This is a genomic window from Pseudomonas sp. OA65 (assembly GCF_017498305.1).
Lineage (GTDB): Bacteria > Pseudomonadota > Gammaproteobacteria > Pseudomonadales > Pseudomonadaceae > Aquipseudomonas > Aquipseudomonas zanjanensis.
Map to the genome: position 1 here is coordinate 1 of NZ_JAGDEZ010000041.1, position 22,686 is coordinate 22,686.

Consider the following 22,686-nt stretch of genomic DNA (forward strand, 5'->3'; position numbering starts at 1 on the left):
GCTCCCGCTGGGTCGCGAAGCGGCCCTGTTTTGGGGCTGCTACGCAGCCCAGCGGGAGCAAGCTCCCTCGCCACGGTTTGTGTGTTTGCCCGTGCTATCCACTTAACTGACAGGCATTAGGCCTGGCCCGGTTTTTTTGTGCCTGCAAATCTTGAAGTCATCCCAAAAACACTGTGGGAGCGGGCTTGCTCGCGAAGACGGCAGCACAGTCAACATCGATGTCGTTTGACCTACCGCTTTCGCGAGCAAGCCCGCTCCCACAAGGGATTTGTGGCGTATGCAAATCCTCAGACCACCCAAACACGACTTTGGGAGCGAGCCTGCTCGCGATGGCGGTGTACCAGTCACTTCAAATGCCGGCTGCCCCTCCGCTTTCGCGAGCAAGCCCGCTCCCACAAGGGATTTGTGGCGTGTGCAAATCCTCAGACCACCCAAACACGACTGTGGGAGCGAGCCTGCTCGCGATGGCGGTGTATCAGTCACTTCAAATGCCGGCTGACCCACCGCTTTCGCGAGCAGGCTCGCTCCCACAGGGTATCCGTGGCCTGTAAATTCTGAGACCTGTCACAGGGAATGGTGGTGTCTCAGGCAATCAGTGCAACCCGCAGCGCCTGGCTCAGTTGCCCATACACCTCATCAATCTCCGGCACCACGCTCTGCAAGCGCAGGTAGTCGTGGATCAGGCCGGTGTATTCGATCAGTTCCACGCTCACCCCCTGCTCCTGCAAACGCCGGGCGTAGGCGCGGCCTTCGTCCAGCAGCGGGTCATGGCCGGCCAGGGCGATCAGGGCCGGGGCCAGGCCAGGGTAACCGGGCGCCAGCAACGGCGAGAAACGCCAGTCCAGGCGATCGGCGGGCTCATTGGCGTAGTGCCGGTAGAACCACTCGAGGGTTTCGCTCTCCAGCAGATAACCTTCACCGAACAACTCGGTGGACGGGCTGCTGGTGGAGGCATCGGTCACCGGGTAGCAGAGCAACTGAAAACACGGCTTGACCGCCAGCAAGGCAGGTTCCAAGGCCGATTGCAGCGCCAGCACCGTCGCCAGGGTCGCGCCGACGCTGTCCCCGCCGAACGCCACGCGGCTCAGGTCCAGGCCTTCGGCGTCTGCCTTTCGGGCCAGCCAGTCGAGGGCATCGGCGCCGTCGTTCAGCGGGGTCGGGAAAGTGTGTTCCGGGGCCAGGCGATAGCCCACCGACAACACCGCGCACGGTGTCCGCGCGCAGAATTCACGGCAGACGCCATCGTGGGATTCCAGGCTGCCGACCACATAACCACCGCCGTGAAAGTACACCAGCACCGGCAGCGCCTGGGCCGACGCCGTGGTGGGACGGTACAGGCGCAGCGCCAGCGGCGCGCCGTCACGGGTCGTGAATGAGTGGGCAGCGCACTGCACATCCGCCGGAGCGTTCCAGCGCAATTGCACCGTGGTGCGCTCGAACGCCTCACGGGCCTGGGCCGGTGTCGACAGGTGAAACGGCCCGGGGCCCTCGGCCTGGCTTTCTTCGGCCAGGTCGAGGAAAGCATTGAGTTCCGGATGCAGGGACATCGCAGGGGTTCCTTATGAAAAACCAGGGATAAAAGCTGAGCCACACAGGCCCATGCAAAACCCTGTGGCGAGGGAGCTTGCTCCCGCTGGACTGCGCAGCAGGCCCAAGTTTTTGTTCCAAGACAAAAGGCTTGGGGCCGCTTCGCGACCCAGCGGGAGCAAGCTCCCTCGCCACAGAGACAAGATTTAAGCCGCCTGCGCCACGCAGTGCTCGATCAACGCTTCCAGTTCCTCCTGGTACGCACGCATCAAACCCTCGACAGTCTCGGCACGGTAGCGGCGGGTGCTGAAGATGCAACGCAGCGCCAGGCGCCCGTCGTACACCTGACCCACCACTTCCAGCCAGTTACCGAGCGCGGCATGGGGGCTGTAGCAGCTGCCGTAGCTTTCCGCCGCCGGCACCAGCAATGCCTTGTCGTCGAAGCTCTGGTCAAACTGCCCCAAGTAGTTGAACGTCACCCGGGCCTGGGGCGCACGCCCCAAGGTGGCGGCCATCGGCTCGCCGCTCATGTAGCGCAACACGCCGTAGCCCAAGCCCTTGTTCGGCACCGCGGCCAACTGCCGCTGCACCGCCCGCACCGACGTGCCGATATCGGCTTCTGGGTTCGGGGCCAGTCGCACCGGGAACATGCTGGTGAACCAGCCCAGGCTGCGGCTCAGGTCGATGTCCTTGACCAAGTCCTCGCGACCATGCCCCTCCAACTGGATCAGCACCGAAGGCTGCTGGCTCCAACGGCACAACACCCGGCTCAGCGCCGCCAGCAACACGTCGTTGATCTGCGTCTGGTAGACCGCCGGCACTTGTTTGAGCAACTGCTGGGTGTGCTGCTCCGACAAGCTCAAATGCGCCACCGACTGGTACTGCACCTGGTTCTTGCCCCGCAGGTTGTCACACGGCAACTCGCTGCCCGGCTGGTCGATCTGTTCCAGCCACCAGGCTTTTTCCTGCGCCGGATAATCCAGCGCATAGGCTTGCAGGCCCTCGGCCCAGGCCCGGTAGCTGCTGGTGCGAATCGGCAGGTTCGGCGCCTGGCCCTCACTGTAGGCCGTATAAGCAGTCTGCAAATCCTGCAGCAGCAAACGCCACGAAACCGTGTCGATGACCAGGTGATGAATGACCATCAACACGCGGACCTCACCGTTGCCCAAGGTCACGTGCGCGGTGCGCCACACCGGGCCGTTGTGCAGATCGAGGCTGCGTTGCACCTGTTCGGCGTACAGCTCCAGTTCAGCCTCATCGGCCACGCTGTGCTGCCACAGCAAGGGTTCGCTGGCCCACTGCGCCTGCATGTCTTCCAGCACCTGGTAATGCTGCAGGTGACGTCCGCCGGCTTCGCTGAAGCGCAGGCGCAAGGCGTCGTGCTGCTGCATCATGCCGCGCAACGCCAATTCCAACGCCGTCAGGTTCAACCCTTGGCGGGCCCGCAGCATCAGTGCCTGGTTGTAGTGATGGGGTTCGCTCATGCGCTGGTCGAACCACCACTGCTGGATCGGAATCAGGTTGAACTGCCCTTCGGCAGCCACCTGGGTCATATCCTCGGCCGTCACGGCGCGCGTGTTCGAACGCTGGTCGAAAATCGCCTCGATGGTCTGGCCGCGCATCAGGTCCCGCAGCTTGAGCTCCATCTTCAGCTCGCCATGATTGCGCACCCGCGAAACCACTTGCAGGCTGAGGATCGAGTCACCGCCCAATTCGAAGAAATTGTCAGTGATGCCCACCCGCTCGACTTGCAACACATCAGCCCAGACCTCGGCCAACAGTTGCTCATCGCGGTTGCGCCCCGGCACATACTCGCTGCCCTTGAACTCCGGCTCCGGCAGGGCCTGGCGATCGAGCTTGCCGTTTGGCGTGACCGGCAACGCCTCCAGGCAGATCACCTGGGCCGGCACCATGTAGTCCGGCAATTGCGCCCGCAGCTCGGCCTTGAGCCGATCGCCGATGGCCACGCCATCGGGGGTGACCACATAGCCGATCAGTTGCTTGCCCGAGGCGCTGTCACGGGCGATCACCAACGCATCGCTGACATCGTCCAGTTGCCGCAGGCTGGCCTCGACTTCCCCCAGTTCGATGCGGAAGCCCCGCACCTTGATCTGGTGGTCGATACGCCCGACGTAATCGAGCACGCCGTCGGCGCGCTGGCGCACCAGGTCGCCGCTGCGATACAGGCGATCGCCCGGCTGGCCGAACGGGTCCGGCACGAAGCGCTCGGCACTCAGGTCCGGGCGACAGTGATAACCACGGGCGATGCCCGCGCCACCGATGTACAACTCGCCGGCAATGCCCGGCGGCAACGGGTTGAGGTGGTCGTCGAGCACATACAAGGCGCGCTCGCCCACCGCACGCCCGATCGGCGCGTAGGCGGCCTCGCAACGTTGGCTGGCCGGCACCTTCCACAGCATGGGTGTGACCACGGTTTCCGTCGGGCCGTAGCCGTTGGTGAAGAATCGTGGGCGCAGCGCCGCCTTCACTTGCTCGAAGGTCTGGTCCGGCACCGCATCGCCACCGAAGCAGTACACCCGCACCGGCGGTGGCGCCAGTTGACTGTTGGCGGCGTATTCGGCCAGTTGCTTGAGGTAGGCCGGCGGGAAGCAGGCGATGGTAATGCCATGGCGGTGCAAGGCGTCGAAGGTCTGCTCCGGTGTCCACAGCGCGCCGTCGCGAATCACCAGGGTGCCGCCACTGAACAACGTGCTCAACCAGCGTTCATGGGCACCGTCGAAGGCGAACGACATGAAATGCAGCTCACGAGTGTGCTCATCCATGTCATACAGCCCGGCGATGGCCTGGCAGTGCATGCTCATCGGCCCGTGCGCCACGGCGACACCCTTGGGTCGACCGGTGGAACCCGAGGTGTAGATCAGGTAGGCCAGGTTGCCGCCGAGCAAACCGCTGCGCGGCGGCAAGTCGCTGTAGCCACGGCTGTCGAAACCGTCGATGGCCAGGCGCGGCAAACCGTCGAGATCCGGCAAGCGCCCCTGTACCCGGCTGTGGGTCAGCAACAGCGCCATGGCCGAATCTTCGATCATGAACGCCAGGCGCTCGGGTGGATAATCGATGTCCAGCGGCACATACGCCGAGCCGCTTTTCATCACCGCCAGCAGCGCCACGACCATGTCCACCGAACGCTCCAGGGCCACGCCGACCACCACTTCCGGGCCGGCGCCGAGTTCGATCAAGCGGTGGGCCAGGCGGTTGGCCCGGCGCTCCAGTTCGCCGTAACTCAACGAGTCGTCGCCACACAGCAGCGCCGTGGCCTGCGGTCGCGACTGGGCATGACGGCCAATCAGCTCCGGCAACTGCTGCGGCTGATAGCAGCCGTTCGGCGCCGCGCTCCATTGTTCGAAGGCCTGCCATTGTTCCACCGACAAGCGCTGCAAATTGCCCAGGCACGCGTGGGGTGCATGAATCATCGCTTCCAGGGTGTCTTCCATCGTCCGGCGGATGCGTTCCACCGCTTCGACACTGAAGGCGTTGCGCAGGAACAGATACTCGATGGACAGCGTTTCGCCCAGGTTGACCGCCAGGTCCATCGGGAAGTTGGTCACGTCATGGTTACGCGACTCGCCGAAGCTCAGGCCGGTGTCCTGCTGCTCGCCCAGGCGTTCGTCGATGGGGTAGTTCTCGAACACGATGATGCTGTCGAACAAGCCCTGCCCGCCCAGGCCCGACCAGCGCTGGATGTCCGCCAGTGGCGCATGGGAATGCTCACGCAGGTCCAGGTTGTAGGCCTGCAACTGTTGCAGCCATTGATCCAGTGGCTGCTCGGGATCCAGGGTCTGGATCACCGGCAAGGTGTTGATGAACAGGCCGAGAATGTTATCGGCGTTGACCAGCCCCGCCGGACGCCCGGCGACGGTGGCACCGAAGACCACGGTGTCCTGCCCGGTAAAGCGTTGCAGCAACAGCAGCCACGCCCCTTGGATCAAGGTATTGGGGGTGATCTGCCAGGCGCGGCAGGCCTGTTGCAGGCGAGCGGTCTGCGTCACGTCCCAGCGCGAATACAACGCCTCGTGCCCCGGCAGTGCCTCGACATGCCGGGGGAACATCGCCTGGTTGAGGGAGGTCGCCTGCTCCAGGGTATCGAGTCGGCTGCGCCAGAAGCGCTCCAGCGCACCCTGGTCCTGGCGTTGCAGCCATTCGATGAACTCGCGATAGCGGCCATTGCGGCTGGGCACCTGCCCGTGGGCGTAGAATTGCAGCACTTCACCGAACAACCGCGAACTGCTCCACCCATCCATGAGGATGTGGTGGCAGGTCCAGATCATCTGGTAGCGATCATCTTCCAGGCGCAGCAACAGCACCCGTTGCAGGGGCGCGCGGCTCAAGTCGAAACCGGCCAGGTAGTCGGCGGTCGCCCGGGCGCTGATCGCCTGCTCGCTGATGTCCTGTCCACGCCAGTCTTCGACCTGCAGCGGCAATTCAACGTGGCGATGGACGATTTGCACCGGCGCGCTCAAGCCATCCTGCCAGTGGAAACTGGTGCGCAGGATGTCCTCGCGCTCGATCACCGAGGTCCAGGCCCGGGCGAAACGCTCCGTGTCCAGGCCATGCACCGGCAGGCAGATCTGGTTGATGTACAAGCCGGAGCTGTCGTCGGCCAGGGTGTGGAACAACATGCCGTCCTGCATCGGCGACAGTGGATAGATGTCCTCCACCTGCGCCACCGGCACCGGCAGGCCGTTGAGTTGCGCCTGGCTCAGGCGCGCCAGCGGGAAGTCGGAAGGTGTCACGCCCAGGTGCCCGTCGGTGCAGCAGTGATCGATCAGTTGCTGCAACGCCACCGCGTAGGCATCGGCCAACTGCTGGAGCGTGGCCTCGTCGAAGACATCGCCACTGAAGGTCCAATCGAGGGACAACTGGCCGTTGAAAATCCGCCCGTCGATGGTCAGCCAGTTGCCCAGCGCCACATCGTCGCCGTGCCCTGCGCCACTGCCCTCCTCACTCGGCACGAACAGCGCCTGTTCATCGAAGCTCTGGTCGAACTGCCCCAGGTAGTTGAAGGTGATGCGCGCTGGCGGCAGTTTTGCCAGCCGTTGCTGGACCGCTTCGGCACCCAGGTAACGCAGGACGCCGTAGCCCAAGCCCTTGTTCGGCACTGCGCGCAGTTGTTCCTTGATCCGCTTGATCGATTCGGCCGGGTCGCTCGCCGGCGTCAGCAACACCGGGAACAGGCTGGTGAACCAACCGACGGTGCGACTCAGGTCGACGCCCTCGAACAGTTCTTCGCGGCCATGGCCTTCGAGCTGCACCAGGCAGGCCGGTTGCCCGGTCCATTGGCAGACCACTTGCGCCAATGCACTGAGCAGCAAATCGTTGACCTGGGTGCGATAGGCGGTCGGCGCTTGCTTAAGCAAACGCTGGGTCTGCTTGGCATCCAGGCGCGTGCTCACCGAACGGCCATGGGCCGCGGCCTGGCTGCCCTCAGGACGGGCCCGTGGCAACGGCGGCAGTGGCTGGTCCAGTTGCCCGACCCAGTAATCCAGTTCCTTGTTCAGGGTTTCGCTGTGGGCGTAGTCCTGCAACCGGGCGGCCCAGGCCTTGAACGCCGTGGACTTGCCCGGCAAGGCCGGGGCCTGGTTCGCCCGCAGTTGGCGATAGACGTTTTGCAGGTCTTCCAGCAGCACCCGCCACGACACGCCGTCCATGACCAGGTGATGAATCGCCAAGTGCAGGCGCGCACTGCCGTCTTGCACCGCGATCAGGCTGCAACGCAGCAACGGGCCGTGTTGCAGGTCGAGGCTGCGTTGCGCCTGGTCGGCGATGGAGACGATCTCGGTGGCATTCTGCGCAGTGCGCTGCCAGATCTCCAGGGGCTGCTCATCCATGGCCTGGTGGCTGGCGTGCCAATGGCCATCGTCGGCCTGGGTGAACCGCAGGCGCAGGGCATCGTGATGGGCCACCACCTGAGCGAGGGCCTGTTGCAGGTGCGTGATGTCCAGCGGTTCGCGCGGGGTCAACAGGACCGATTGGTTCCAGTGGTCGCGGTGCGGGATATCGCTGGCGAAGAACCAGTGCTGCATCGGCACCAACGGGCTGTCGCCGGTGACCGGCCCCTGGTCGATCAGCCCTTCGTCGGCGGCGGTGGCGACCCGCGCCAGGGCCTGGATGTTCTGGTGCAGGAACAGGTCCTTGGGGGTCAGGCCGATGCCTTGGGCACGCGCCCGGCTGACCACCTGGATCGAGTTGATCGAGTCGCCGCCCAGGGCGAAGAAGTTGTCGGCGGTGCCCACCCGCTCGACGCCGAGCACCCCTTGCCAGATCGCCACCAGCGCCCGCTCGGTGGCGTTGACCGGTGCGGTGAACGCCTCTTGGCGCTCGGCCAGGTCCGGCGCCGGTAGCGCCTTGCGGTCAAGCTTGCCGTTCGGGCTCAGTGGCATGTGTTCCAGGCAGGTCAGGTGCGTCGGCACCATGTGTTCCGGCAGGCTCAGGCGCAAATGGCCCAGGAGCGCTTCACGCAATTGCGACCAATCGCCGGTTGCCTCGGCCTGGGCGACCACGTAGCCGCTCAGCACCGTGCCGCTGCGGCTGTCCTGGGCCACTACCACCGCTTCGCGCACCGCACCGTGTTCGAGCAGACGTGCTTCGATTTCCCCCAACTCGATACGGAACCCACGGATTTTCACCTGATGGTCGATCCGACCGATGTAGTCGATCACCCCGTCCGGGCGATAGCGCGCCAGGTCGCCGGTGCGGTACAGCCGCTCGCCGGCCACGAACGGGCTGGCGACGAAACGCTCGGCGGTCAGTTCGGGACGGCGGTGATAACCGCGGGCCAGGCCCTGGCCGCTGAGGTACAGCTCGCCGTTGACGCCGCTCGGCACCGGGTTCAGCTCATCGTCGAGGATGTAGGTCATCAGGTTGGCAATCGGCTCGCCAATCGGCACCGCATCGCGCCCTTCGTCGCGGCAGGTCCAATGGGTCACGTCGATGGCCGCTTCGGTCGGACCGTAGAGGTTATACAGCCGGGCATTGGGCAACTTGGCGAACACCTGCTGCTGGGTATCCACCGGCAGGGCTTCGCCGCTGCAGACGATGCGAGACAGGCTGGTGCAACGGCTGACGTTGGCGTCGAGCACGAACGCTTGCAGCATCGACGGCACGAAATGCAGGGTGGTGATGGTTTCCCGTTCGATCAGGCTGACCAGTTTTTGCGGGTCACGATGATCGCCCGGTGCCGCGACGACCAGGCGTACGCCGGTCATCAACGGCCAGAAGAACTCCCAGACCGACACGTCGAAACTGAACGGCGTCTTCTGCAAGACGCTGTCACCAGCGCCCAGGCCATAGGCCTGTTGCATCCAGCACAAGCGGTTGGTCAGCGCGCCATGGCTGTTGCCGGCGCCCTTGGGCTTGCCGGTGGAGCCAGAGGTGTAGATCACGTAGGCGAGGTGTTCCGCATCCAACCGCGTCACGGGCGTCTCGCAGCTATAGCCGTCGAGCCAGTCGCCCTCCTGGTCCAATACCAGCGTGTTAACGCAAATCCCTGTTGGATTGAGCCTGTGGGAGCAAAGCTTGCTCGCGATAGCATCGGCACACCCACCATCACAATTGACTGAACTACCGCCATCGCGAGCAAGCTTTGCTCCCACAGGCTCGCTCCCACAGGGTGCCGAGAATTGATTGAGCAATGAGCTCTGGGTCAGCAGTAACTCGATGCCGCTGTCCTCGATCATGTAGGCCAGGCGCTCCGGCGGGTAGTCCGGGTCCAGCGGCACGTAGGCGCCGCCGGCCTTGAGGATCGCCAGCAAGCCAACGACCATTTCCACGCTGCGCTGCACCGAGATGCCCACCAGCACATCCGGGCCGACGCCGCGGGCGATCAAGGCGTGGGCCAACTGGTTGGCGCGGGCGTTGAGCTGGGCATAGCTCAGCGACTGCCCTTCGAACACCAGCGCCTCGGCATGGGGGGCACGCTCGACCTGGGCTTCGATCAACTGATGCACCGGGAGATGGTTCGGGTAATCGGCGAAGGTGCGGTTCCAGTCCTCGACGATCAGACGCCGCTGCGCCCCGTCCAGCATCGGCAGTTCGGCGATGCGCTGGGTCGGATTGGCGACGATGGCGCGCAACAGGTTCAGCCAGTGCTCGCCGAGGCGGGCGATGGTGCTCGGCTCGAACAGGTCGCTGGCATAGGTCAGCGCGGCGCTGAGGCCATCGGCGTATTCAAAAGTGTCCAGGGTCAGGTCGAATTGCGCCGTGCCGGAGTCCCAGGTCAGTGGCTCCAGGCTCAGGCCCGGCAACGCCGACAGGTCGCGGCGAGCATCGCTGGCATGGTTGAACATCACCTGGAACAGCGGCGTGTGGCTCAGGTTGCGCGCTGGCTCCAGCCGTTCCACCAATTGTTCGAACGGCAGATCCTGGTGAGCCTGGGCGCCGAGGGCACGTTGCTTGACCTGATCGAGCAACTGGTCGAATCGCAGGTTGCCGTCGATGTCGGCCTTGAGCACTTGGGTGTTGACGAAGAAGCCCAGCAGGCGCTCGGTTTCCACCCGGTTACGGTTGGCAATCGGCACGCCGACGCGGATGTCGTCCTGGCCGCTGTAGCGGTGCAACAAGGTCTGCAAGCCGGCGAGCAAGAGCATGAACAGCGTGCTGTTGTGCTGCTGGGCCAGGCGCTTGAGGCCTTCGGCCAACGCCGGTTCGATGACGATGGGCTGCCGTGCGCCGCGATAACTTTGCTGGGCCGGGCGCGGATGGTCGGTCGGCAGTTCGAGAATCGGTTGCTCGCCGCCCAACTGCTCGATCCAGTAGTCGAGTTGACGCTGCTGCTCCCCCGCCGCCAGCCATTGCCGCTGCCAGTGCGCGTAGTCGGCGTACTGGATCGGCAGCGGCGCCAGTTCCACGGCCTGGCCCTGGCTGAAAGCTGCGTACAACTGCAGCAGGTCGTCGACCATGATCTGCATCGACCAGGCATCGGAGACAATGTGGTGCTGGGTCAGGATCAGCACATGGTCATCAGCCCCCAATTGCAGCCACTTGACCCGCAGCAACGGGCCGCGCTGCAAATCGAACAATTGCCGGGTTTCGGCTTCTATCAGGCCGCGCAAGGCCTGGTCATCGACAGTGGCGTCGACCGTTTCGATCGCCAGCGCCAGCGGTGCCGGTTCGTCGATCACTTGCAAGGGGCGCTCGTTGTCGAGCACGAAGCGGGTACGCAGGCTCTCATGACGCGCCACCAGCGCATCGAAGCTCCGTTGCAGCGCGCCACGGTCGAGGGCACCGCGCAAACGCAGCGCTGCGGGAATGTGATAGGCGCTGCTGGTGGGTTCCAGTTGCCAGAGGAACCACTGCCGTTGCTGGGCAAAAGAGAGCGCCAGCGGCTGGTCGCGAGGAATGTGGGGAATGCTCACTTCATCGTGTGCCGATGCCGTGCCCATGGCCTCGACAAACGCCCGCAGGCTGTGATGGGCGAACAACAGGCGCAACGGCACCTGAATATTCAGTTGCTGGCGAATCCGTGACATCACCTGGGTCGCCAGCAACGAGTGGCCACCCAGTTCAAAGAAACTGTCGTCCAGGCCGACCCGCTGGACCTTGAGGATATCGGCCCAGATCGTCGCCACCGCCTGCTGCGTGGGCGTCTGCGGCGCGACATAGGTTTTCTGCCATTGGCTGGCATCGGGCTTGGGCAATTGCTTGCGATCCAGCTTGCCGTTGGGCGTCAGCGGGAAGCGCGGCAACAGCACCACGTGGGACGGCACCATGTAGTCGGGCAGGTTGACCTTGAGCCGTGTGGTGAGGCTGTCGCGCAGGCCGCTCTGGGCGGTGGTGTCCAGGTCACTCAGTTCTGTACTCGGCACGATGTACGCCACCAACGCCTGGCCGCCCAGCGCGTCCTGGGCCAGCACCGCCGCTTCGCGCACGCTGTCCTGTTCCAGCAGGCGTGCCTCGATCTCTCCCAGCTCGATGCGAAAGCCGCGGATCTTCACTTGATGGTCGATGCGCCCGAGGTATTCGAGGAGGCCGTCGGCACGCTGACGCGCCAGGTCACCGGTGCGATACAGGCGCTCGCCGGCGACAAACGGATGGGGCACGAAGCGTTCGGCGGTCAGCGCCGGGCGCTGGAAATAACCACGGGCCAGGCCCTGGCCGCCGATCAGCAATTCCCCGGCCACGCCATAAGGCACTGGCATCAGGTCGGCACCGACGATATACAGCGTGGTGTTGTCGATGGGCCCGCCGAGCCACGGTTGCGCGGCCTGGGTTTGCAACGGGTGCAAGGCCGACCAGATGGTGGTTTCCGTCGGGCCGTAGAGGTTCCACACTCCACCGCCGAGGGCGAGCATGCGCACGGCCAGTTCCCGGGGCAACGCCTCGCCACCGCACAGGCATTTGCAGCCGCGCAGACCCTGGGCGTTTTCATTGTCCAGCAGCATGCGCCAGGTCGACGGCGTGGCCTGCAGCACATTGACCTGCTCGGCCGCGATCAATGCCAACACCGCGTACGGGTCCTGGGCGACATGTTGGCCGGTCAGCACGATGCAGGCGCCGACCATCAGCGGCACGTAGATTTCCAGGCCGAAAATATCGAACGAGAACGTGGTCAGCGACAACGCCCGATCCTGGGCCGTCATGCCTGGCGCCTTGGCCATGCTCGCGACGAAGTTGGTCAGCGCGCCGTGGCGCACCATCACGCCCTTGGGCTTGCCGGTGGAGCCCGAGGTGTAGATCGCGTAGGCCAGGTGCTCCGCATCCAGCTGCGTCACGGGCGCCTCGCAGCTATAGCCGTCGAGCCAGTCGCCCTCCTGGTCCAATACCAGCGTGTTAACGCAAATTCCTGTGGGATCGAGTCTGTGGGAGCAAAGCTTGCTCGCGATAGCATCGGCACACCCACCATCACCATTGACTGAACCACCGCCATCGCGAGCAAGCTTTGCCCCCACAGGCTCGCTCCCACAGGACAGCGGTAGCTGGTTGAGCAGCGAACGTTGGGTCAGCAGCAGCTCGATGCCGCTGTCTTCGATCATGTACGCCAGGCGGTCCTGGGGGAACGCCGGGTCCAGCGGCAAGTAGGCGCCGCCGGCCTTGAGGATCGCCAGCAGGCCCACCACCATGTGCGCGCTGCGCTCCACGGCAATGCCCACCAGGACATCGGATGTCACGCCGAGGCTCTGCAGTTTCCCCGCCAGTTGATTGGCCCGGGCATTGAGTTGGCCGTAGCTCCAGCGCTCGCCGTCGATCACCAGCGCCGGGGCGTCCGGGGTGCGCGCCGCTTGTCTTTCGAATAGTTGGTGGACAAAACCCGCCTCGGGCGCCGGCACCGCGGTGCGCTGGCCGTCGTCGAGCAAGGCCTGGCGCTCGGCCGCGTCGAGCAACGGCAATACACCGATGCGCTGCGCCGGGTCGGCCACGATGGCGCGCAACAGGTTCTGCCAATGCCCGGCCATGCGCGCAATCGTCTCGGCGCCAAACAGGTCGGTGGCATAAATCAGTGCAGCCGAAAGGCCTTCGCCATGCTCGACGGTTTCCAGGGTCAGGTCGAATTGTGCCGTGTGCGAGTCCCAGCTCAGCCCCTCGACTTGCAACGCACCGACCGGCCCCTCGCCCGCCGGGCCTTGGGTCCGGTGGTTGAACATCACTTGGAACAGCGGGCTGTGGCTCAGGTTGCGCTCAGGCTGCAACGCTTCGACCAATTGTTCGAACGGCAGCTCCTGGTGAGCCTGGGCGCCCAGGGCTGTCTGTTTCACTTGTTGCAGCAAGGCGCCAAACGCATCCTCGCTCTGCACATCGCTGTCGAGCACTTGGGTGTTGACGAAAAAGCCGATCAGGCGCTCGGTCTCGACCCGGTTGCGGTTGGCCGTCGGCACGCCGACGCGGATGTCGTTCTGGCCGCTGTAGCGATGCAGCAGCGCCTGGAACGAGGCCAGCAAAATCATGAACAGGCTGACGCCCTCACGCTGGGCCATGTGCTTGAGGTCGCCGGCCAGTACCCCGTCGATGGCGAGCTCCAGCCGCGCGCCGCGATAGCTCATCACCGCCGGACGGGGGAAGTCGGTCGGCAATTCCAGCACCGGTTGCTGGCCACCCAAGCGTGCGGTCCAGTATTCCAACTGGCGTTCGCGCTCGCCCGCTTCCATCCAGTGCCGCTGCCAGATGGCGTAGTCGGTGTACTGGATCGGCAGCGCCGGTAGTTCCAGCGCGCGGCCCTGGCTGAAGGCGGCGTAGCCGTCGACCAATTCCTCGACCATCACCTGCATCGACCAGCCATCGGCAACGATGTGGTGCAAGGTCACGATCAGCACGTGATCATCCACCGCCAACCGCAGCAGGCGCGTGCGCAGCAGCGGCCCCTGTTGCAGGTCGAAGAGCTGGCGGGTTTCTGCTTCGATCAATCGGCGTAGTTGCGTCTCGTCCGGCATTGGTTCCAGGGCGTCGGCCTGCAAACGCACCGGCGCCGCCGCGTGCACGTGCTGCACGACCTGCTCGCCATGGATCTGGAAGGTGGTGCGCAGGCTCTCGTGACGCGCCACCAACGCCGTGAAACTCTGCTCCAGCGCAGCGATGTCCAGCGGCCCGCGCAAGCGCAGGGCCGTGGGCATGTGATAAGCCGCGCTCTCGGGGTCCAACTGCCAGAGGAACCATTGGCGTTCCTGGGCAAACGACAGCGACAACGTGTCGAACTCGGCACTGACAGGCGCAATGGGCAGGTTCGCCGGGGAAACGTTCTCTTCGAGCATTTTCTGCAAGTACAAGCGACGCTTTTCCAGCGGCAGCGTTATGAAGCGCCTGGCAATACGTTGTGCGACAGCGGTGTCCATCAAACCTCCTCAAATTCATCGAGCAGCGCTTCAAGCTTGCTCAATTTCGACGTACTCATGGGGTCGCCGGCAGGCTCGAGTTGCGCCACGAACGCGCCGAGTACCGGGAATTGGAAAATCAGTTGCGGGGTCAAGGTCAGGCCCAGTTCCAGTTGCAGGCGCGAGACCACGCTCACCACCAGCAGCGAATGCCCGCCCAGCTCGAAGAAGTCGTCGCCCAGCCCGACCTGCTCGACCTTGAGCACGTCTTGCCAGATCGCCGCGACCTGACACTCCAGGTCGCTCCGGGGCGCCAGGTAAGCCGATTGCAGGGCACGGGTGTCCGGTGCCGGCAAGGCCTTGCGATCGAGCTTGCCGTTGGGGGTCAGCGGCAAGCGGTCGAGGCAGACCCAATGGGTCGGCACCATGAAGTCCGGCACCTGGGCCGCCAGTCGCGCCTTGAGTCGGTCGCCCAGGCTGGCCGAATCCAGGGCGCTGTCCTGGCCGACCAGGTAGGCCACCAGGTTCGGCCCGCTCACGTCGTCTCGCGCCAGCACCACTGCATCGCGCACATCGCCATCGGCTTGCAGGCGCGCTTCGATTTCCCCCAGCTCGATGCGCAAGCCACGGATCTTCACTTGGTGGTCGATCCGACCGAGGTACTCGATCACCCCGTCCGCGCCATAACGCGCCAGGTCACCGGTGCGATACAGGCGACCGCCCGCAACGGGGGCGAACGGATCGGGAATGAAACGCTCGGCGCTCAGGGCCGGTCGCTGGTGGTAACCACGGGCCAGGGAATCACCGGCGATGTGCAACTCGCCGACGGCGCCCACGGCGCAAGGCTGCAATGCCGTATCCAGCACGTAGGTGCGCACGTTATCGATGGGACGACCAATGGCGATGATTCGCTCGGCGTCGTCCTCGCTGTCGCGCACCACGGCATGGCTGCTGGTGTCGATGGTCGCTTCGGTCGGGCCATACAGGTTGCGCAGTTCACCCTCGAACAGCGCCATGACCTGGCGCGACAGGTGCGCGCTGAGGGCTTCGCCACCGCACAGCAACAGGCGCAGGGAGGCCAGCTGTTCGCGGGTCGCCACTGGCAGCAACGCCTGCAACAGCGACGGCGCCATTTGCAACACGCTGATGCGCCACCGCGCCACGTCGGCCCAGAGGGTGGTCAGGTCGAGGTTCAGGTGCGGGCTGGCGAGCACCAGTTGCGCGCCGCTCATCAACGGCAGCCAGAACTCCCAGACCGAGGCATCGAAACTGATCGCGGTTTTTTGCAGGACGCGGTCGGCGGTCGTCAGTTTCAAGCAGCCTTGCATCCACGCCATGTGGTTGCTCAGGGCGGCATGGCGCAAGGTCACGCCCTTGGGCTTGCCAGTGGAGCCGGAGGTGTAGATCACATAAGCCAGGTTCTCGCCGTCGATGTCCACACCAGGGTCGCGCTCGCTGTAGCCGGCCAGCCATGGCCCGGGTTGATCCAACAGCAGCGCGGCCACGGCAGCGTCACCGAACAGCGGCAGCACAGCGGTTTCAGTGAGCAGCAAGGCGATGCCGCTGTCCTCGACCATGTACGCCAGGCGATCCCGGGGATAGGCCGGGTCCAGCGGCACGTAGGCGCCACCGGCCTTGAGCACCGCCAGCATGCCAACGACCATCTGCACGCTGCGCGACAACGCCAGGCCCACCAATACATCGGGGCCGATGCCGCGTTCGATCAAGCCATGGGCCAGGCGATTGGCCCGGGCATTGAGCTCGGCGTAAGTAAGCGTTTCCTGTTCGCTGACCAGGGCGACCGCGTCGGGGCTGCTTTGGGCCTGGGCCTCTATCCATTGATGAACCGGACGCCGAGGCGGTTCCACCACCGACGTGGCGTTCCAGTCGCCCAGCAGCCTGTCGCGGGTCGCCGCATCCAGCAGTTGGATGTCGCCCACGCAACCGCCGGCCGGCAGGCTCACCATCTGCGCGAGCATGTGTGCCACCTGCTCAGCCAGGCGCTCGACGGTGTGTGTAGGGAAAGCAGCATGGGCATAGGTGAAGTGCAGGCTCAGGATGTCAGTTAGATTGACGGCCAGGGTCAACGGGAAATTAGTCTGTTCCTGGCTGGCCACGCTGCCGAAGCTCAAGCCCGAGGGCGCCTGCTCTTGCAGGGCCTGGGACACGGGGTAGTTTTCGAACACCAGCAAGGTGTCGAACAAACCGTCGCCGCCCTGCCCGGCCCAGCGCTGGATCTCGAACAGCGGCGTATGTTCGTGCTCGCGCAAGGCCACGTTCTGGCCTTGGACCTGTAGCAGCAGCTCGCTCAGCGCTTGCTCCGGACGCGGGCGGGCGATGACCGGCAAGGTGTTGATGAACAGGCCGATCTGCTGTTCGACACCCTTGAGCTCGCTCGGACGCCCCGACACGGTGGCGCCGAAGGCCACGGTGGCGTGTCCGGTGTAATGCTGCAGCAGCAACAACCAGGTCGCCTGGACGACGGTGTTGAGGGTGACCTTCTGCTGGCGGGCGAACTCGCTCAGGCGTTGGGTCTGCCCGGGCGTCAGGTCGTGATAGTGGCTGGCGTGGCTGCTTTCCAGCGCCGATTGCAGCGGCGCGAAACGGGGCTCGGCCAGACGCGTCGGCGCCTCCAGCGGATGCAGTTGCGCCAGCCAGAAGGTTTCGCTGGCCTGGGCGTCGCGGCCTTGCAGCCAGGCAATGTAGTCCCGATAGCGCCCGGCCGGGCGCGGCAGGGCCTGGCCGGCATAGCGTTGCAGCACCTCGCCGAGCAACTGCGAGTTGCTCCAGCCATCCATCAGGATGTGGTGATGGGTGTAGATCAGGTGATAACGCCGCTCGGCGGTGTGCACCAGCACCAGGCGCAGTAACGGAGCACAGGCCAGGTCGAAGCCCTGCTCGCGCTCGGCATCCGCCAGTGCGTCCAGGGCGTGGCTGGCATCGGCACGGGCGCTCCAGTCCAGCGAAGCGAACGGCACGCGCACCTGCTTGTGCACCACCTGCACCGGGCGCTCGCTGCCCTGCCAGATAAAACTGCTGCGCAAAATGTCATGGGCATCGACCGCCGCTTGCCAGGCCGCCTCGAAACGCCGGGGGTCGAGGCCTTCGATGTCCAGGCGCATCTGGTTGATGTACTGGCCGCTGCCCGCTTCGTAGAGGCTGTGGAACAACATGCCCTGTTGCATCGGCGCCAGCGGGTAAAGGTCTTCCACCGCGCGCGCCGACAGCGCCAGGCCATCGAGCTGCGCCTGGGTCAGGCCGGCCAGGGGGAAATCCGTCGGCGTCATGCCCTGGTTCGTCGGGTCGCAGCAATGGGCGATCAACAGCGCCAGCTCGCTGGCGTAGTCATCGGCCAATTGCTGAATGGTCGCCGGCTCGAACTGTCGCGGGCTGAACGTCCAGCCCAACCGCAGCGCGCCATCGAACACCTGGCCGTTGAGCGTCAGCCAGTTGCCCAAGGTGGTCAGCGGGCTTTGCTCGTCACCGGCGCTTTCGCTGGCAGGGCTGAACAGCGCGCCTTGGTCCTGATCGAAACTGCCGTCGAACTGGCCGAGATAATTGAAGGTGATGCGCGGCACCGGCAGGGCTTCCAGGGCCGCCCGACTGGCGTCGTCGCCCAGGTAACGCAGCGCACCGAACCCCACGCCTTTGTCGGGAATCGTCCGCAGCCCCTGCTTGATCGACTTGATCGAATCCGCCAGTTCGACGGCTGGCGACAACCGCACCGGGAACAGGCTGGTGAACCACCCCACCGTGCGAGTCAGGTCGACGTTGGCGAACAGCTCTTCGCGGCCATGGCCTTCGAGCTGCAGCAACAGGCTGTCGTGACCGGTCCAGCGGCAGATCACCCGGGCCAGGGCCGTGAGCAACAGGTCGTTGACCTGGGTGCGATAGGCCGCCGGCGCCTCTTGCAGCAACTGCCGGGTCAAGTGCGCGTCGAGCCGTGTATGAACGGTGACGGCCTCGTGGTTTTGCCCGATCGCCTCGGGGTCGAGGCACGGCAGGTCGGTCGGGGCGTCGTGCAGTTGCCCTTGCCAGTAGGCCAATTGCTGTTGCAGTTCCGCGCTGCGGGCGTGGGCCTGCAACTGCTCGGCAAACACCTTGACCGAACTGGTCTTGGCCGGCAGTTGCAGCCTTTGGCCGGCGAGCAACTGCTGGTAGGCGGTTTGCAGGTCGTCGAACAGGATCCGCCACGACACACCGTCCACCGCCAGGTGATGGACCACCAGCAACAGGCGCTGGCTGCCGTCGGCCAAGGTCGCCAGGACGCCGCGCAACAGCGGCCCGGCGTGCAGGTCGAGGCTGCGCTGGGCCTGATTGGCGAGGGTTTCCAGCGCGCTGGCATCGGCGACGTCACGCTGCCACAGCAAACCGTCATTCCCCCAAGCTTGCTGTTGCGCCGCCACCTCACGGTGCTCGGCGCGCCAACCTTCGGCGGTTTCATTAAAGGACAAACGCAAGGCGTCGTGGTGCAGCACCAACGCCTGCAAAGCCTGCTCCACCACCGATGCTTGCAACGGACTGGCCGGTTGCAGCAGCACCGACTGGTTGTAGTGATGACGCTGGGGAATCGCCTCGGCGAAAAACGCCTGTTGAATCGGCAACAGCGGCGTCGACCCTTCGGCCGGCGCCTGATCGATTGCCGACGCTTCCCCACCGGTCTGGGCGACACCTGCCAGCGCCTGCACGGTCTGGTGCTGGAACAAATCTTTGGGAGTAAAGCGAATGCCCGCCTGGCGGGCGCGGCTGACCACTTGGATGGAGACAATCGAGTCGCCGCCCAACTCGAAGAAGTTATCGCTCAAGCCGACCCGCTCGACCTTGAGCACGTCTTGCCAGATCGCGGCGATCTGTTGTTCCAGCTCGCTTCGTGGCGCCACGTAGGCCTGCTGGACCTGGCTAGCGTCGGCGGTGGGCAAGGCTTTGCGGTCGAGCTTGCCGTTGGCGGTCAACGGCCATTGTTCGAGGAACAACAGGTGCGTCGGCACCATGTAGTCCGGCAGCTCGGCCTTGAGCTGGGTCTTGATCTGCTCGCGTAGGTCGGCTGGGTCTTCGGTGACGTGGGCCGCGATCACGTAACCCACCAGTTGCTGGCCACTCGGCCCTTCCTGGGCCAGCACCAACGCTTCGCGCACGGAATCCAAGGCATTCAGGCGCGCTTCGATCTCGCCCAGTTCGATGCGGAAACCGCGGATCTTCACTTGATGGTCAATACGACCGACGTACTCGATCACGCCGTCGCTGCGGTACTGCGCCAGGTCACCGGTGCGGTACAAACGTGCGCCGCTTTCGCCGAACGGATCGGGGATGAAACGCAATGCGGTGAGGTCGCCACGATTCAAATAGCCACGGGCCAGGCCGGCGCGACCGACGTACAGTTCACCGATGCAACCTTTCGGCACCGGGTTCAAATCCCCGTCCAGCAGATACCACGACAGGTCGGCAATCGGCTCGCCAATCGGGCTGCTGGCGTGCTGTTCCAGGTCGGCTATCGACAGCGGACGGTAGGTCACGTGCACGGTGGTTTCGGTGATCCCGTACATGTTGATCAACTGCGGCGCCGCATCGCTGAAGCGCTCGAACCACGGGCGCAAGGACTTGACGTCCAGCGCCTCGCCGCCGAACACCACGTAGCGCAAGGCGTTGGCCCGGTCATCGGCGCAGGCTTCGTGCATCAACTGCTTGAACGCCGACGGTGTCTGGTTGAGCACCGTCACCCCGGCGTCGCACAGCAGTTCATGGAACTGCTGCGGTGAGCGGCTGACGTCATACGGCACGATCAACAGCTCGCCACCGTGGAGCAGTGCGCCGAAAATTTCCCAGACCGAGAAGTCGAACGCGTAGGAATGGAACAGGCTCCAGACATCCTCCGCGCCGAAGTTGAACCAAGGTTCGGTGGCCTCGAACAGACGCAGCACGTTGTGGTGCGGCAGCAAGGTGCCTTTCGGATTACCGGTGGAGCCGGAGGTGTAGATCACGTAGGCGAGGTTCGCGGCGTCCATTGCGACGTGCGGATCGCTGTCGGCGAAAGTGCTGACATCGGCGTCCAGCAGCAGCGTCTGCACGCCTTCCGGCACCGGTAATTGATCGACTAGAGCCGCTTGAGTCAGCAGCAAGCGAATGCCGCTGTCCTGCATCATGTAGGCCAGACGATCCTGGGGATACGTCGGGTCCAGCGGCACGTAGGCGCCGCCGGCCTTGAGGATCGCCAGCAGGCCCACCAGCATGTCGAAGCCCCGCTCGGCCGCCAATCCCACCAATACATCCGGGCCGACGCCGTGGGCGATCAACTGATGGGCGCGGCGGTTGGCCTGGGCGTTGAGTTCGCCGTAGGTCAGGGTTTGGGTGTTGAAACGCAAAGCGACGGCGTCGGGACGCAAGCGCGCCTGTTCGGCGATGCGCTGATGCAGGCAGGCCTCGCCCGGGAAGTTGCGCGGGGCCGGGTTCCATTGGGTGATGTGTTGCCGGTGCTCGGTGGCCGTCAGCAACGGTAATTCACCGATACGTTGGCCGGGATTGGCAACGATGCCGTGCAGCAGGTTCAGCCAGTGCTCGGCCAGGCGCTGCACGGTGCTGGCGTCGAACAGGTCAGTGGCATAAGTCAGCGCCGCACCGAGTTCACCCTCGGCTTCCAGGGTGTCGAGGGTCAGGTCGAACTGGGCAGTCTGGCTTTCCCATTCCTGAGCCTTGATCACCAGACCGGGCAGCGCCGGCAGTGCCTGGCGAGCCACGCTCTGGTGGTTGTACAACACTTGGAACAACGGGCTGTGGCTCAGGTTGCGTTCAGGTCGCAGGGCTTCGACCAGTTGTTCGAACGGCAGGTCCTGATGGGCCTCGGCGCCGATGGCCGCCTGTTTGACCTGCGCCAGCAATTGACTGAAACGCTGCTGCGGATCGACCTCGGCCTTGAGTACTTGGGTGTTGACGAAAAAGCCGATCAGGCCTTCGGTTTCCACCCGGTTGCGGTTGGCGATGGGCACGCCGACACGAATGTCCGACTGGCCGCTGTAGCGGTGCAGCAAGGCTTGGAACGAGGCCAGCAAGACCATGAACAGCGTGCTGCCTTCGCGCTGGGCCAGCTGTCGCAGCCGTTGGCCCAAGGCCTGCGGCAAGTCGATCGCCAGGCGGGCGCCGGCAAAACTCTGCCGGGTCGGGCGCGGCCGGTCGGTGGGCAGCGTCAGCAACGGCTGCTCGCCCCCCAGCACATCGGTCCAATACGCCAGTTGCCGTTCCCGCTCGCCGGCGTCCATCCACTGACGTTGCCATACCGCGTAATCGGCGTACTGGATCGGCAGCTCGGCCAATGCCAGGGACTCACCCTGGCGGCACGCGGCATAACCCTGCATCAGTTCCTGCACCAGCAATTGCATCGACCAGCCATCGGAGACGATGTGGTGCTGGGTCAGCACCAGCACGTGCTCATCGGCCGCCACCCGCAGCAGGCCGACCCGCAGCAGCGGGCCGTTTTGCAGGTCGAAGGGCTGGGCGATCTGCTGGCGGACGAAGGCCTGGATCTGTTCATTGCCGCCCTCGAGCATCTGCGGGATTACCACTGGGTTCATCTGCGGGTGAATGACCTGGAACGCTTGCTCATCGACCTGGACGAAGGTGGTACGCAGGCTTTCGTGGCGCCGCACCAAGGCGGCGAAACTCTGTTGCAAAGCCTCCAGGTCCAGGTCGCCCTGAATCCGCAGCGCCGCCGGAATGTGGTACGCCGCGCTGTCGGGCTCCATCTGCCAGAGGAACCACTGGCGCTGCTGGGCGTAGGACAGCGGCAGCGGCGCCTGGTCCCGGGAAAGACGCGGGATGCTCGCCGGCCGTGCCACGTCGCCGTCCATCAGCGCCGCCACACAAGCCTCAAGGCTGGCGTTCTCGAACAACTGGCGCAGTTGCAGGTTCAGGCCGAGGGCCTGGCGAATGCGCGACACCATCTGCGTCGCCAGCAGCGAGTGGCCGCCCAGTTCGAAGAAGTTATCGCTCAAGCCGACCCGCTCGACCTTGAGCACGTCTTGCCAGATCGCGGCGATCTGTTGTTCCAGCTCGCTTCGTGGCGCCACGTAATCCTGCTGGACCTGGCTGGCGTCCGCGGCGGGCAAGGCCTTGCGGTCGAGCTTGCCGTTGGCGGTCAATGGCCATTGCTCGAGGAACAGCAGGTGCGTCGGCACCATGTAGTCCGGCAGATCGGCCTTGAGCTGAATCTTGATTTGATCGCGTAGGCCCGCTTCGTCTTCGCCGATTTGCGCCGGGATCACGTAAGCCACCAGTTGCTGGCCGCTCGGCCCTTCCTGGGCCAGCACCAACGCTTCGCGCACGGAATCCAAGGCATTCAGGCGCGCTTCGATCTCGCCCAGTTCGATGCGGAAACCGCGGATCTTCACTTGATGGTCAATACGACCGACGT

At 64.8% G+C, this 22,686-nt stretch carries 3 protein-coding genes; all 3 read right to left on the reverse strand.

Annotated features, from left to right (window positions below; all coding sequences use genetic code 11):
* Nucleotides 1–584 precede the first annotated feature (584 nt).
* The 3 genes from J3361_RS24435 to J3361_RS24445 all read right to left on the reverse strand — a co-directional run bounded on the left by J3361_RS24435 (nucleotide 585) and on the right by J3361_RS24445 (nucleotide 22,675).
* Nucleotides 585–1,547, reverse strand: coding sequence for an alpha/beta hydrolase (locus tag J3361_RS24435; RefSeq protein WP_207966695.1), 963 nt, complete (start codon nucleotides 1,545–1,547; stop codon nucleotides 585–587).
* A gap of 186 nt (nucleotides 1,548–1,733) precedes the next feature.
* The gene (locus J3361_RS24440; protein ID WP_243459007.1) at nucleotides 1,734–14,306 is read right to left on the reverse strand and encodes a non-ribosomal peptide synthase/polyketide synthase; all 12,573 of its coding nucleotides are present in this window, start codon (nucleotides 14,304–14,306) and stop codon (nucleotides 1,734–1,736) included.
* Nucleotides 14,306–22,675: an amino acid adenylation domain-containing protein gene (locus tag J3361_RS24445; protein ID WP_347709641.1), complete on the reverse strand. Its 8,370-nt coding sequence runs from the start codon at nucleotides 22,673–22,675 to the stop codon at nucleotides 14,306–14,308. The genes J3361_RS24440 and J3361_RS24445 overlap by 1 nt, the downstream gene beginning before the upstream one ends.
* Between the last annotated feature and the right edge of the window lie 11 nt (nucleotides 22,676–22,686).

What these genes read in the sequence shown, in the direction of transcription:
- J3361_RS24435 (WP_207966695.1), bottom strand. Translation starts at nt 1,547, where the DNA reads ATGTCCCTGCATCCGGAACTCAATGCTTTCCTCGACCTGGCCGAAGAA.
- J3361_RS24440 (WP_243459007.1), bottom strand. Translation starts at nt 14,306, where the DNA reads ATGGACACCGCTGTCGCACAACGTATTGCCAGGCGCTTCATAACGCTG.